Genomic DNA, 13,658 nt, shown 5'->3' on the forward strand with positions numbered 1-13,658 from the left:
CGAACGATCCGTTCGGCGGTTTATGTTTTTAAAGTGGTGACGGTTAGTTGGAAATGCCGTCGATCTGGGCGCCCATGAGGGCAATTGCCTGCTGATAGACCGAAGCGGCATTCCAGCCCTGAATGGCGGAATAATTCGGTTCGCCGACCTGGTAGCCGGCGCCAGCACGCCAACCGTGCCCCTTGAGGAAGTTGGCGGTCGACATCAAAGCATCAGCGCGGGAGCGAACCATATCGACATGGCCGCTATTGTCGCCGTCGACGCCATAGAGCAGCACGTTCTTGGGCAGAAATTGCGTCTGGCCGATTTCGCCATGCGCCGCGCCATGGGCATTGATACCCAGATCGCCCCGTTCGACGAGCTTGAGAGCAGCATAGAGCTGATCGGTGAAATAGTCGCTGCGCCGGCAGTCGTAAGCAAGGGTGGCGACCGCCGAAAGGGTGTGTTCCTTGCCCATGAACGAACCGAAACCGGTCTCCATGCCCCAGATGGCGATCAACGGTCCGGCCGGAACGCCGTACCGGCTTTCGATCTGCGCAAAAAGGGCGGCATTGGCGGATTTCATCTTGCGTCCGCGCGAAACGATGGTGGTTGCGCCGCGCTTGTTGAGGAATTCGTTCAGGCTGAGTTTGAAGCTTTTCTGGCCACGGTCAGCGCGAATGGTTGCCTTGTTGTAGGAGACCGATGCGAAGACATTGTCGAGAACCTTCGGCGCGATGCCTTTGGTCGCCGCCTCAGCCTTGAATTCATCGATCCAGGCCTCGAAGCCGGCCGATGTCTTGCCGCAAGAGGCGGCGTTGGCCTGAACAGTCATCGCAAGCGACGACAATCCGACGGCTAGAACTGCAAGGAATGGACGCACAGCCTTCATTTTTCCCTCTCGGCCTTATCGCTTCGATATGGTTTCCGCTCGCTCCGGCGGGCCGCCGACGTTGGCGCAACCGAACCGGAATCAACTTCTTTCTGGCCTATACCAGTATTTTTTCAGGATGCTCAATATTAGACCCCGCTTTCACGAACGTTTGAAGCGGGGTCTTTATTCAATTTACGAGAGCTGATGGCTTGTCAGTTCTTTTTTGCTTTGATCAGGCCGCGATTGATCAAAAGTTCGGCAATCTGCACTGCGTTCAGCGCTGCACCCTTGCGCAGGTTGTCGGAGACGACCCACATGTTGAGACCGTTTTCGACCGTCGCATCCTCGCGAATGCGGGAAATATAGGTCGCGTCCTCGCCAGCGCATTCGTACGGCGTGACATAGCCGCCGTTTTCATGCTTGTCGACAACGAGGCAGCCCGGTGCTTCGCGCAGGATCTCGCGCGCTTCATCAGCAGTGATCTCGTTTTCGAACTCGATGTTCACCGATTCCGAGTGGCCGATGAAGACCGGCACACGAACGGCGGTGCAGGTGACCTTGATGGCTGGATCGAGCATCTTCTTCGTTTCAGCCAGAACCTTCCATTCTTCCTTTGTATAGCCATCTTCCATGAAGACATCGATATGGGGAATGACGTTGAAGGCGATCCGCTTGGTGAACTTCTTGGCTTCGATCGGATCGGCAACGAAGACGGCGCGGGTTTGGTTGAACAGTTCGTCCATCCCTTCCTTGCCGGCACCGGAGACCGACTGATAGGTCGAAACGACGACGCGCTTGATCTTTGCCTTGTCGTGCAGCGGCTTCAGCGCCACAACGAGCTGGGCTGTCGAGCAATTCGGATTGGCAATGATGTTCTTGCGGGTAAACTGCGCAATCGCATCAGGATTGACCTCCGGAACGATCAGCGGCACGTCCTGATCGTAGCGCCAGGCGGAAGAATTGTCGATGACGACGCAACCCTGCGCACCGATCTTCGGCGACCACTTCTTCGAAACATCGCCGCCGGCAGACATCAAGCAGATATCGGTATCGGAGAAGTCGTAGGTCTCGAGATTCTTGACGCTCAGCACCTTGTCGCCGAACGAGACTTCGGTGCCTGTCGAACGGCTGGACGCCAGCGCCACGACTTCGTCGGCGGGGAATCCGCGTTCGGAGAGAATGTTGAGCATTTCACGACCGACATTGCCGGTAGCGCCTGCGATTGCGACTTTGAAACCCATTGTGATCTCGTCTCTTTCTTCTCTCCGCGGATTGCTTGGAGGAGAACCCTTTGCGGCTAACCGCGCGGGTTTCGTTCCCGGCCTCAAGCCGGGGAGAGAGCGGCGGGCCGAGAACTCAGACGGTTTTCGTCTTCGTTTTGGTGGCCCTGGTTTTGATTTCAGGAGACAAGGAGAGGCCCGCGCCGGATGAAACATCCGGACGGTTCATGACGGATCGGGCTGGAAGGCAAGCGCGCATCACGAATTTCCCTTGACGGCCCCTGCTCTAGCCAAAATTGCCGCCGAGTCAAGACTTTCCATCGCCTGGGCCGCATTTGTTTCTGCTGCGACGCACCTAATACCTTAGTCATAAATCCAAAGAAGCTCTGTGGCGCACAGATGAATTCTGTCATTTTCATGCTCAAGCCTGCGGTGAGGGCCCTTGAGGAGGGGTGCCGCAGTGGCTGTCAAAATGTGGAGGACTTCAATGGCTGACGTCGCAGCGTCTTCAAGCTCGTCGCGTCCGATGACCGGGGAAGAGCGCAAGGTTATTTTTGCATCTTCGCTCGGCACCGTGTTCGAGTGGTACGATTTCTATCTTTACGGCTCCCTCGGGGTCTATATCGGTCACGCATTCTTCAATTCCTATCCGGAAGCAACGCGTAACATTTTCGTGTTGCTCGCATTCGCGGCCGGCTTCCTGGTTCGCCCGTTCGGCGCGCTTGTGTTCGGTCGACTGGGTGACCTTGTAGGTCGCAAGTACACCTTCCTCGTGACCATTCTCATCATGGGTCTTTCGACCTTCCTCGTCGGTATCCTTCCCGGATCGGCGCAGATCGGCATTGCCGCTCCGATCATCCTGATCGGCCTTCGCCTCCTGCAGGGTCTGGCGCTCGGCGGTGAATATGGTGGTGCAGCGACCTACGTCGCAGAACATGCACCGCAGGGTCGTCGTGGTTTCTACACATCGTGGATCCAGACCACCGCAACGCTCGGTCTCTTCCTGTCGCTTCTCATCATTCTTGGCGTTCAGCTCATGCTGGGCAAGGACGCATTCGCAGAATGGGGATGGCGCATTCCGTTCCTCATCTCTGTTGGTCTTCTCGGCGTTTCCGTCTGGATCCGTATGCAGATGAACGAATCGCCGGCCTTCAAGAAGATGAAGGAAGAAGGCAAGACCTCCAAGGCACCGATCTCGGAAGCCTTCGGTCAATGGAAGAACGCCAAGATCGCGCTTCTTGCACTCTTCGGTGCCGTCGCTGGTCAGGCCGTCGTCTGGTACTCCGGTCAGTTCTATGCGCTCTTCTTCCTGCAGAACGTTCTGAAGATCGACCTTCAGGATGCCAATATCATGGTTGCGATCTCGCTCGCCATCGGCACCCTGTTCTTCGTTGTCTTCGGCTGGCTGTCCGACAAGATCGGCCGCAAGCCGGTGATCATGGCCGGCCTGCTTCTGGCAGCGCTGACCTACTTCCCGCTGTTCAAGGCGCTCACCTGGGCCGGTAACCCAGCACTTGCCAAGGCACAGGAAACCATCTCGGCGACCGTTACCGCCGACCCGGCCGATTGTAACTTCCAGTTCAACCTGACCGGCACATCGAAGTTCACCACTTCGTGCGACGTGGCGACCGCCTTCCTGACCAAGAACTCCATCCCCTACACCTTCGTCGCTGGCGCTCCGGGCTCCACTGCGCAGGTGAAGGTTGGCGACAAGGTCATCGAAAGCGTCGATACTGTTAAGGCAGGCGATCAGGGCAAGGCACTCGAAGCCGCCTTCCAGAAGAGCACCTTCTTCGCGCTGAAGGATGCCGGCTATCCGCTCGCTCGTGGCGCTGCCTTCGTGCCGGAAGTCAAGGTTGCGGCCTTTATCGCTGGTAATCCTGAACTCGGCCTCGATGAAGCGGCGGTTCGTGCCAACGCTCCGGAAGCGATGTCTGCCGCCAAGATCATCCGCGAAAAGTATGCGACCGCCAAGGATCTCGGCGACGCAACCGAAATGCCGGTCTACAAGGTTGCCGGCGGCGGTGACTTCAAGATCGTGGCCGATCCGGCCCAGGTCAACTGGTTCCAGGTCATCGCCATCCTGACGGTGCTGGTTATCTATGTGACCATGGTTTACGGCCCGATCGCCGCCATGCTGGTCGAAATGTTCCCGACCCGCATCCGCTACACAGGCATGTCGCTGCCCTATCACATCGGCAACGGCTGGTTCGGTGGCATGCTCCCGGCGCTGGTCTTCGCTCTCAGCGCAGCCAAGGGCGACATCTACTACGGTCTCTGGTACCCGATCATCATTGCCGCGATCACTTTCATCATCGGCATGATCTTCCTGCGGGAAACCAAGAACAACAGCATCCACGACGCCTGATCGGCCTCGTTCGGAAACAGAACCCGGCGCCTCAAGCGCCGGGTTTTTTGCGTCTGACGCTGAGATCCGGACACGAAAAAGCCCGCTCAAGGCGGGCTCGATCTTGGCTTTACCGGGTTTTCGGTTCAGGCCGCGAGTGCCAGGAACTCGGCGAGGATGGCGTCGCCCATGGCTTCCGTACCGACCTTGGTGCAGCCTTCGGCCATGATGTCGCCGGTGCGGATACCGCGTTCCAGCACATTGGCGATTGCCGTTTCGAGATCGTCGGCTTCCTTGATCATGTTGAACGAATAGCGCAGGCACATGGCGAAGGAGGCGATCATGGCGATCGGGTTTGCAATGCCCTGGCCGGCAATGTCGGGCGCCGAACCATGGACGGGCTCGTACATGGCCTTGCGCTTGCCGGTCACTTCATCCGGTGCACCGAGTGACGCGGATGGCAGCATGCCGAGCGAACCGGTCAGCATGGCGGCGATATCCGAAAGCATGTCGCCGAACAGGTTGTCGGTCACGATGACGTCGAACTGTTTCGGCCAGCGGACGAGCTGCATGCCGCCGGCATCGGCAAGCATGTGGTCGAGCTGAACGTCAGAGTACTTTGCCTTGTGCGTGGCGGTGACGACCTCGTTCCAGAGAACGCCGGACTTCATGACGTTGCGCTTTTCCATCGAGCAGACCTTGTTCTTGCGCGTGCGTGCAAGTTCGAAGGCGACCGAAGCGATGCGCTCGATTTCGTAGGTGTCATAGACCTGGGTATCGATACCGCGCTTCTGGCCATTGCCGAGATCAATGATTTCCTTCGGGGCGCCGAAATAGACGCCACCGGTCAGTTCGCGGACGATAAGAATATCGAGACCCTCGACAATCTCCGGCTTCAGCGACGACGCATTGGCGAGCGCCGGATAGCAGATGGCGGGGCGCAGGTTGGCAAACAGGGCAAGATCCTTGCGCAGGCGCAGGAGGCCGGCTTCCGGCCGGTGCTCGTAAGGAACGCTATCCCACTTCGGGCCACCAACGGCGCCGAAGAGCACAGCATCGGCAGCAAGCGCCTTTTCCATATCCGCTTCGGAAATGGCAACGCCATGGGCGTCATAGGCCGAGCCACCAACAAGGCCTTCTTCGGTCTCGAAGCCCGAGCCGAACTTTTCGTTCATCGCCGTGATGAACTTGCGGACTTCCGCCATGGTTTCCTTGCCGATGCCATCCCCGGGCAACAGAAAGAGCTTGCGTACCGACATAGCCAAACTTTCCAATCAAGAGGGTTGAAGTTGCAGATCCCATAAAGCCCGAATGCCTGCATTTCAAGCCATTCCGCCGCAATCCGGTACGGCAAGTTGGTGGGTAGGTGGTCGAGTCGGCAAACTGGCGGGCGTGGTTGCCGGCGCCTGCCAGGGGTCAGGACGGGATTATGCTCGGCCTAACGGATCCACAGTCATGTGCCGTTTGATGATACCGACAATCAGGGCTTTTCTTCCCTCCGTTTTGGCATATAGTTGCAATATGCAACCATATAGAGGGGCATTTCATGTCAGCGTCGCTCAAGCATTCCGATATTCATTCGGTACGCGATGCGTCGCGTCGCATGGTCCGTCACCTCGGCTTCATGCAGCAAACGCTGGCCGGGACCGAGCTTTCGCCGTCGGCGGTACATGCGATCATCGAGATCGGCGCCTCCGGATCGCTGACCGCCAACCGCCTCGCGCAGATCCTCCTGCTGGAAAAATCGACGGTAAGCCGGCTGCTGGCCCGTCTTCTGGAACGCGGCCTGATCGCCGAAAGCGTCCATGACGGCGACGGTCGCTCGAAGTTGATTTCCCTGACAGAGGCCGGTCTTGCACTGCTCGCCGATATCGACCGGTTCGCCAATCTGCAGGTCGGAAGAGCGTTGCATTCCCTGAATGCCGACAAGCGCCAGGTCGTCGTCGAGGGGCTTGATGCCTATGCCTGCGCGCTCGCGCAAATGCGAGGCGGCGCGCAATTGTATCATCCGGGGAACGGGCCGACAAATAATGTGGCCGATTCGGAGATTCTCGAGGGCTTTCTGCCGGGTGCGATCGGGCGGATCGCCGAGATGCACGGCCGGTATTATGCGCGCGCATGGGGCTTTCCGCCGATCTTCGAGGCGAAGGTCGCAGCAGGCCTCGCCGATTTCGTGCCGCGGCTCAAGCGGCCGGCCAACCGGCTGTGGCTCGCGCTGCAGAACGGCGAGATCAAGGGCTCGGCGGCCATCGACGGCGAGGATCTCGGCGGCGGAAGAGCGCATCTGAGATGGGTGATCGTCGAGCACGACCTGCGTGGGACGGGCACGGGGCGACGGCTGGTGGCGGAAGCGGTGAAATTCTGCGACGACCACGGTTTTGCGGAAATCCATCTCTGGACGTTCAGGGGGCTGGACGCGGCCCGAAAACTCTACGAATCCTTCGGTTTCGAACTGGCCGAGGAATGGGTCGGGGCGCAATGGGGTTTCGAACTGCCGGAACAGCGGTTCGTAAGGAGAGTGTGATGACCGACGGTGAAGATATTCCAGGCGACGCAACCGGCGCTGCGCTGCGCAGGATGCTGGCGAGCGGCGACCGTCTGACGTCGCCGCGCAACATCGATTTTTCCGTCATTTTTCCTGAAGAGAGCGCAGCGATCTCCTTTTGCGAGCAGGTCGATCGGGAAGGCTTCGTGCCTCGCTATCGAAAATCCGACGTCGATGAGCGTCTTCCCTGGGATGTCACGGCAACCCGGCACATGGTGCCCCGATATGGAGATATCGTTGCCGTCGAGGATCACCTTCAATCTCTTGCCGAGCCGCTTGGCGGCGAGATCGATGGTTGGGGTTGTTTTCGTATCGACGAAGGCCAGCCCGAGTAGCGTCCGCAAACAGACCGCGCCTCCCGCTCGTCGTCGTTTTCGGAAGCGCATTCTTTACCGCTTGTCATTTTCATGACAGGAGGCTAAATATCGCCTTGCTCTAACGGGGTGCCCTGTGCCGGAAACGGTGCTTGGCTGAGAGGTTTTAAACCGACCCGCAGAACCTGATCCGGCTCGTACCGGCGGAGGGATTAGACGGCAAATGAAGTCATTCAGCGCCCTATTCCCGTTTTTTGAAACAAGGAGGCGCTGATGCGCAAGATATCTTTCTATTCCACCCTGCTCGTCGCTCTTGGAACCGTTTCGCCAGCCCTATCGGCTGACAAGGTTCTGACGGTCTATACTTACGAAAGCTTCACCTCGGAATGGGGCCCGGGTCCCAAGGTTGAGGCTGCGTTTGAAAAGGAATGCGGCTGCGATCTCAAGTTCGTCAGCCTCGCCGATGGCGTCGCACTTCTGACCCGGCTGAAGATGGAGGGCGAAAAGTCGCCGGCCGATATCGTGCTTGGGCTCGATAACAACCTGATCGCCGAAGCCAAGGAAACCGGTCTGTTTGCCGAGCATGGACTGACGACCGAAGGCCTCACGATCCCCGGTGGTTTCGCCGATCCGGTCTTCATCCCATACGACTATGGCCACTTCGCCGTGATCTACAATTCATCGGCGCTACAAAACCCGCCGAAGAGCCTTGCCGAACTGGTCGAAGGTGATCCGGAGCAAAAGATCGTGATTGAAGATCCGCGGACCTCGACCCCCGGTCTCGGTCTGCTCGTCTGGATGAAGGCGGTCTATGGTGACAAGGCGGGCGAGGCCTGGACGAAACTCTCCAGGCGCATTCTTACCGTCACGCCCGGCTGGTCGGAAGCCTATGGGCTTTTCACCCGTGGAGAGGCGTCCATGGTGCTCTCCTATACGACATCGCCGGCTTACCATGTGATTGCCGAGAAGGTGGAAACCTACAAGGCGGCCGAATTTGCCGAGGGGCATCCGATCCAGATCGAGGTGGCCGGTATCGTCAAGTCAAGCCACGATCCGGATCTTGCGAAGGACTTTCTCAGCTTCATGATGAGCCCGGCCTTTCAGGATATCATTCCGGAAAACAACTGGATGATGCCGGCGGGCAAAACAAGCGCGCCGCTCAACGCTGCCTTTGATGCGCTCGTCCACCCGGCCAAGACACTGACCATCGATCCCGAAACCATTGCGGCCAACCGCAAGGCCTGGATCGATGAATGGCTGGCCGCACTGGCCAAGAAGTAAGAGGAAGCTATGCTTCGGCGGCCAGTACAGATTCTTGGTCTTCTGGCCGTCGGTTTCATGATCGGCTTTGCGGGCCTCGCCTTTGCCGCCTTGCTGGCGCGCACCGGCGGTGGCGATGCCTTGCCTCCCCTCTCCTATCTCGGTGGTATCCTCGGCTTCACGCTCAAACAGGCTGGTCTTTCCGTGCTGCTGTCAGTGGCCGGGGCTCTGCCTGTGGCGCTCGCGATGGCCCGGTTCCGGCACTTTCCTGGTCGGGGTCTGGTGATCGCACTGATGCTCGTGCCACTCGGCTTGCCTGTTTTGCCCGGCATCTTCGGGATTCTGGAAATCTGGGGCCGGCAGGGTAGCCTCAACCAGCTCCTTCAGGCGTTCGGCCTGCCCCCCTTCTCTCCCTACGGGCTTTCCGGAATTCTGCTGGCGCATGTCTTCTTCAACCTGCCGCTGGCGGCGCGATTGCTTCTTGTGGCGCTCGATGCGATCCCGGCGCAGCAATGGCGGTTGGCCGCCAGCCTTGATCTCCAGCGCCTGAGCCTGTTCCGTTTCGTGGAGTGGCCAGCCATGCTGCGGGTGTTGCCGGGTATTGCCGGGCTTATCTTCATGCTCTGCATGACAAGTTTCACCATTGTCCTGACGCTCGGTGGCGGACCCTCGACCTCGACCCTCGAAGTGGCGCTTTATCAGGCGCTGAAATTCGAGTTTGATCCGGCGCGTGCCGCAATCCTCATTCTGTTGCAACTGGTCCTGACAATCGCCGTCTTCCGGCTGCTGGCGCTGTTTTCGAGACCGGAGACAGAAAAGGTGGCGCAGGCCGGCGCTTCTTTCATTGGCCTTCCTGCAGGGTGGGTCGAACGCACAGGCTTCACAACCGTGCTCGTTGCATTTGTGGGTCTGGTAGCGGCACCCCTGCTCGCGATTTTCTTTTTCGGCCTTCGATCGGGCCTGCAATCGTTGTTCACGCAGCCGGTCTTCTGGCAGGCGCTTGGCACCAGCTTGACGATTGCGCTCGGTGCCGGACTTTTATCGGCATCCCTGACCGTGGCGATCGCCTATGCGGCGCAGGATGCGCGCATGCGATGGGCAAAATCCCTCGTTCTCCTCTATCGTTTACCGGATCTGATGCTGGTGCTGCCGCCCTTGGCGCTCGGCTCCGGTTGGTTCCTCATCCTGCTGGCGGTCGATCTCGCAGATCATCTGGCGCCGCTGGTCGTGCTGGTGATCAACGCGCTGATGGCGATGCCCTTTGCCATGCGGCTTGTGGGCCCGGCAATCGCCACCCATCTCGAACGCACGGATCGCCTGGCGCAGAGCCTCGACATTCGTGGTGTTAGCCGGCTTAAGATTATCGACTGGCCCGTGCTGCGCCAACCAGTTCTGGCAGGTCTCGGCTTTGCGATGGCGCTGTCGCTCGGTGATCTTGGCGCGATCGCGCTCTTTTCCAGCGATGGCTTCATCACGCTTCCTTCTCTCCTCTATGCGCGACTCGGAAGCTACCGTTCCGGTGATGCTGCAGGTCTGTCGCTGATCCTCGCCGGCCTCAGCCTGCTCCTGATGGTGCCGGCCCTGATGCGCGAACGTACAAAACCCGGAGAATTCCGATGAGCCCTGCCCTCAAAGCCGACGATCTGACCATTCATTATGAAGGTCGTGCTTTCCGTTACAGCTTTTCGGTTTCGTCTCCCGGGCTGGTGGCGGTCACCGGTCCGTCCGGTGCGGGAAAATCGACCCTCTTCCAGATCCTGAGCGGATTTGCGACGCCGGAAACCGGAACCCTCCGCTTTGGCGAGCAGGACCTGACAGATTTGCCGCCCGGGAAACGGCCGGTCACGCTCGTCTTCCAGGATCATAACCTGTTTGCCCATCTTGATGTCTTTACCAATGTCGCGCTTGGCCTGGCACCTGATCTCAGGCTCGGAGCCGGACAGAAAGAGGCGGTCGAGGCAGCGCTTGACCGTGTCGGATTAGGCGGATTCTCCAAACGTATGCCGGAAGCGCTATCCGGCGGTGAAAAGCAGCGTGTGGCCTTTGCCCGCGCGCTAGTCCGCAAACGCCCCCTTCTTCTGCTCGACGAGCCCTTCGCCAGTCTCGATCCGGACCTCAGGCTTTCGATGGGATCGTTGCTTCTCGATATGGTCCGCGATGGAAACATGCTGGCACTGATGATCTCGCATGATCGAACCGAAGTGCGCCGGTTTGCCGACCATGTGATCGCGATCGAGGACGGAAAAGTGACCTATTGCGGACCGACAGCGGCCTGGTATTTGCCAGGCGAACCGCCGGAACCGGAAAGTTGATCTTGAAATAGACTGATTTCAGAACGATCTTTGCCTCATTCCGGCGCCAATTTGTGCTATGCAAAATCCGACGAAATCGGATAAGGGTGAGCCGCGCTAGAGTATCATGGCGAGACGGATGAAGGACGCAATCTCAGGCAACCACTGCGCCACCGTTTCCGCTGCCGGCCTCGCTCCACTGGGGCCAGCCCGGCGGCGCGTTCATCCGTGGTTGAAATTTCCCGCCCGAGTCGCCTCTGTAGGCTTGGCATTTATATTTCTCGCCGGCTGCCAGTCGCTGCTTGATCAGAGCTATGAAGCCGAGATCGCGCCATCAAAATCGCCACAGATCGTTGATGAGGTGCAGAAGAATGATCCGCGCGCCGAAATGGGTGCACGCGAACATCCGCGCATCGTTGCGAGCTACGGCGGCGAATATCGCGATCTCAAGACGGAACAACTCGTTGCGCGCATCACCGGCGCGCTGACGCTTGTTTCGGAAAATCCCGCACAATCCTATCGCATCACCATTCTCAACTCGCCGGCAATCAATGCGTTTGCGCTGCCGGGGGGCTATGTCTACGTCACCCGCGGTCTTTTGGCGCTCGCGACGGATGCCAGCGAAGTGGCTGCCGTGCTTAGCCATGAAATGGCGCATGTGACGGCCAATCACGGTATCGAGCGCCAGCAGCGCGAGGAAGCCGAAGTGATTGCCAGCCGCGTCGTCACCGAAGTTCTGTCTTCGGAGCTCGCCGGTAAGCAGGCACTTGCACGTTCGAAACTGCGGCTCGCTGCCTTCTCTCGCAACCAGGAGCTCCAGGCCGACGTCATTGGCGTGCGGATGCTGGGCGAAGCGGGCTATGATCCCTATGCAGCGGCGCGCTTCCTCGATTCGATGGGCGCTTATGGCCGCTTCATGGCGGCCGACCTGGATGCGGATCCGACAATGGACTTCCTGTCCAGCCATCCGTCCACGCCACAGCGTGTCGATCTTGCGCGCCGCCATGCGCGCCAGTTCGGCATGGAAGGTCAAGCCGGCGACCGGGGTCGCGACTATTATCTCGACGGTATCGACGGATTGCTGTTCGGCGACAGCCCGCAGGAAGGCTATGTCCGCGGACGCACGTTCCTGCACGGCAATCTCGGCATCCGGTTCGAGGTTCCGCAGGGCTTCAGCATCGACAACAAGGCCGAAGCCGTCATGGCAACTGGTCCGAACGATATCGCGGTGCGGTTCGACCTCGTCGATGACAAGGCGGGCGGCAGCCTGACCGACTACATCGCCAGCGGCTGGGTTACCGGGTTGCGACCCGAAACGATCCGCTCGACTTTCGTGAACGGCATGCCGGCGGCGGTGGCCAACGCTTCCGCCGACAAGTGGGATTTCGACGTGACGGTCATCCGCAGCGGACCGCAGATCTACCGGTTCCTGACAGCAGTGCCGAAAGGCAATATTGCGGCGCTTGAGGCGACCGCCAATCAGCTTCGCGGCTCTTTCCGGCGCATGAGCCCGACGGAAGCCGCCAATCTGAAGCCGTTGCGCATCCGTGTCGTCGTGGTCAAGCCCGGTGATACGTTGCAGACGCTGGCGGACAAGATGCTGGGGACCGATCGCAAGGTCGAACTGTTCCGTCTGCTCAACGGCCTGCCGATTGCAGCGAGCCTGAAACCCGGCGACCGGGTGAAGATCGTCGCCGAGTAACGTCTAGATTTCGAGTTCGAACACCACGGCTGGCGTATCGATGCCGTTGATCCTTATCTGCAATTGGTGTTCTCCGGGATAGTATCGACGGGTTGTGATCGGCCGGAACGCATGGCTGCGGCGAAAGCACCGTTTCTCTAAGGGTGCGAGGGTCCATTCTCCGCCCTTGAAAACCTTTGTCGAGAGGCTCCCATTCGCCCTACGGAGATGGATGACGTAATCGACACTCACGCTGGCCGGGCGGTCGGCGATGGATTGCAGCTCGATCGCAAAATCCAGATTGCCGGGAAACCGGACAAGGGTGCCCTTGAGTTCCAGCGGGCCGTACCGCACCTGTCCGGGCTCTTTGCCGAACAGGGCGAGTGCCTGCGGATCGCCCTTCTTGATCAAGGTTCGCAGGCCGTGCCGCAGGAGGGATCGCCGTTCGTCGGTCGCTCCCGCCATCCAGGCCTCTGCCCTTTCGACGACCAGATCTGGATGATCTTTCGAGATATCATTGAGATGATTGGCGACGGATCGGCGAACATATTGGTCCGGGTCGTCTTTCAACCGTTCGAGCAGATCGAGACCGGGGCTAGGATCGGCAATCAGGCTCGGCAATTGCATCGCCCAAGGCAATCGCGGTCGCGCTCCTTCAGACACTAACCGACGGACATGCCGGTTCGGGTCGCCTGTCCAACCGGCCATGATGGAAATGGCCCGTTCCGGATCCTGACGGAGGCAGTAGCGTATGCCGAATTCCGAGCTGAAACGCTGTGTCATCACCTTGAGCGAATGCATCGCCGCATCGAAGTTCGTCAGGCAGCGCTGACCAACCAGAAGGGTCAGCGGCATCACGGCCCAGCCGCAGAGACCCTTTTCGTCGGACCCCTCGTCATGATGGTCAAGCCCGTCCGGATGAAGCATCGCCTCAAGAATTGCCAGACGCTCGCCTGCATCGTTCGGCAAGACCTCGTGAAGCCGGTCGGCGATCCATTGCGCACGTGCCTTCAGTTCGAGTGCTGGAAATGCATCGATGATCGAATGGAACAGACGGTGTGAATCGGTTGCGGGTAGCTGCCGCGCCAGGTGGTACACCATCCAGCGAACCAGTTCTTCCGAAAAGAGGTTTTTGAGCGGCTCCATC

General features: G+C 59.3%; 11 protein-coding genes and 1 riboswitch. Of the genes, 7 read left to right on the forward strand and 4 right to left on the reverse strand.

What is annotated here, in order from left to right:
* Positions 1-43 precede the first annotated feature (43 nt).
* Positions 44-871 carry a lytic murein transglycosylase gene (locus Q4481_RS12350; protein WP_304376683.1) on the reverse strand — a complete coding sequence of 276 codons (828 nt, stop codon included), beginning with the start codon at positions 869-871 and terminating at the stop codon, positions 44-46.
* Positions 872-1,065: 194 nt separating this feature from the next.
* On the reverse strand, positions 1,066-2,094 hold the full coding sequence (locus tag Q4481_RS12355; protein ID WP_304376684.1) for an aspartate-semialdehyde dehydrogenase: 1,029 nt from the start codon (positions 2,092-2,094) through the stop codon (positions 1,066-1,068).
* Between the two features lie 466 nt (positions 2,095-2,560).
* Between Q4481_RS12355 and Q4481_RS12360 the strand changes: the two genes are divergently transcribed.
* A complete protein-coding gene (locus Q4481_RS12360) occupies positions 2,561-4,441 on the forward strand; it encodes an MFS transporter (RefSeq protein WP_304376685.1) in 1,881 nt (626 codons plus the stop codon).
* Between the two features lie 125 nt (positions 4,442-4,566).
* Here the strand turns inward: Q4481_RS12360 and leuB are convergent, their stop codons facing one another.
* Positions 4,567-5,679 carry a 3-isopropylmalate dehydrogenase gene (leuB, locus tag Q4481_RS12365; RefSeq protein WP_304376686.1) on the reverse strand — a complete coding sequence of 371 codons (1,113 nt, stop codon included), beginning with the start codon at positions 5,677-5,679 and terminating at the stop codon, positions 4,567-4,569.
* A 287-nt stretch (positions 5,680-5,966) separates the two neighbouring features.
* On the opposite strand from leuB, the gene Q4481_RS12370 reads away from it, so the two are divergent.
* From Q4481_RS12370 to Q4481_RS12395, 6 genes are all read left to right on the forward strand, one after another.
* On the forward strand, positions 5,967-6,944 hold the full coding sequence (locus Q4481_RS12370) for a bifunctional helix-turn-helix transcriptional regulator/GNAT family N-acetyltransferase (protein WP_304376687.1): 978 nt from the start codon (positions 5,967-5,969) through the stop codon (positions 6,942-6,944).
* Positions 6,944-7,300: a ribonuclease E inhibitor RraB gene (locus tag Q4481_RS12375; RefSeq protein ID WP_304376688.1), complete on the forward strand. Its 357-nt coding sequence runs from the start codon at positions 6,944-6,946 to the stop codon at positions 7,298-7,300. The genes Q4481_RS12370 and Q4481_RS12375 overlap by 1 nt, the downstream gene beginning before the upstream one ends.
* Positions 7,301-7,394: 94 nt before the next feature.
* Positions 7,395-7,508, forward strand: a riboswitch (TPP riboswitch).
* 44 nt (positions 7,509-7,552) lie between these two features.
* Positions 7,553-8,560 (forward strand): thiamine ABC transporter substrate binding subunit, encoded by a 1,008-nt coding sequence (gene thiB / locus Q4481_RS12380; protein ID WP_304376689.1) that lies wholly within the window; start codon positions 7,553-7,555, stop codon positions 8,558-8,560.
* Positions 8,561-8,569: 9 nt separating this feature from the next.
* Complete coding sequence (gene thiP, locus Q4481_RS12385; protein ID WP_304376690.1) at positions 8,570-10,159, forward strand: thiamine/thiamine pyrophosphate ABC transporter permease; 1,590 nt, start codon at positions 8,570-8,572, stop codon at positions 10,157-10,159.
* Complete coding sequence (locus tag Q4481_RS12390) at positions 10,156-10,851, forward strand: thiamine ABC transporter ATP-binding protein (RefSeq protein WP_304376691.1); 696 nt, start codon at positions 10,156-10,158, stop codon at positions 10,849-10,851. The genes thiP and Q4481_RS12390 overlap by 4 nt, the downstream gene beginning before the upstream one ends.
* Before the next feature lie 118 nt (positions 10,852-10,969).
* Entirely contained in the window at positions 10,970-12,532 is a 1,563-nt protein-coding gene (locus Q4481_RS12395) for a M48 family metalloprotease (RefSeq protein ID WP_377353726.1), read from the forward strand.
* 3 nt (positions 12,533-12,535) lie between these two features.
* Here the strand turns inward: Q4481_RS12395 and Q4481_RS12400 are convergent, their stop codons facing one another.
* Positions 12,536-13,657, reverse strand: a complete 1,122-nt coding sequence (locus Q4481_RS12400; protein WP_304376692.1) for a DNA alkylation repair protein — start codon at positions 13,655-13,657, stop codon at positions 12,536-12,538.
* Position 13,658 lies beyond the last annotated feature (1 nt).

Source organism: Fluviirhizobium alvei, from assembly GCF_030551875.1.
Classification (GTDB): domain Bacteria; phylum Pseudomonadota; class Alphaproteobacteria; order Rhizobiales; family Rhizobiaceae; genus Rhizobium_E; species Rhizobium_E alvei.

Excerpts from the sequence above, each read along its gene's own strand:
- Q4481_RS12350 (WP_304376683.1), bottom strand. The coding sequence starts at position 871 with ATGAAGGCTGTGCGTCCATTCCTTGCAGTTCTAGCCGTCGGATTGTCG.
- Q4481_RS12355 (WP_304376684.1), bottom strand. The coding sequence starts at position 2,094 with ATGGGTTTCAAAGTCGCAATCGCAGGCGCTACCGGCAATGTCGGTCGT.
- Q4481_RS12360 (WP_304376685.1), top strand. The coding sequence starts at position 2,561 with ATGGCTGACGTCGCAGCGTCTTCAAGCTCGTCGCGTCCGATGACCGGG.
- leuB (WP_304376686.1), bottom strand. The coding sequence starts at position 5,679 with ATGTCGGTACGCAAGCTCTTTCTGTTGCCCGGGGATGGCATCGGCAAG.
- Q4481_RS12370 (WP_304376687.1), top strand. The coding sequence starts at position 5,967 with ATGTCAGCGTCGCTCAAGCATTCCGATATTCATTCGGTACGCGATGCG.
- Q4481_RS12375 (WP_304376688.1), top strand. The coding sequence starts at position 6,944 with ATGACCGACGGTGAAGATATTCCAGGCGACGCAACCGGCGCTGCGCTG.
- thiB (WP_304376689.1), top strand. The coding sequence starts at position 7,553 with ATGCGCAAGATATCTTTCTATTCCACCCTGCTCGTCGCTCTTGGAACC.
- thiP (WP_304376690.1), top strand. The coding sequence starts at position 8,570 with ATGCTTCGGCGGCCAGTACAGATTCTTGGTCTTCTGGCCGTCGGTTTC.
- Q4481_RS12390 (WP_304376691.1), top strand. The coding sequence starts at position 10,156 with ATGAGCCCTGCCCTCAAAGCCGACGATCTGACCATTCATTATGAAGGT.
- Q4481_RS12395 (WP_377353726.1), top strand. The coding sequence starts at position 10,970 with ATGAAGGACGCAATCTCAGGCAACCACTGCGCCACCGTTTCCGCTGCC.
- Q4481_RS12400 (WP_304376692.1), bottom strand. The coding sequence starts at position 13,657 with ATGGAGCCGCTCAAAAACCTCTTTTCGGAAGAACTGGTTCGCTGGATG.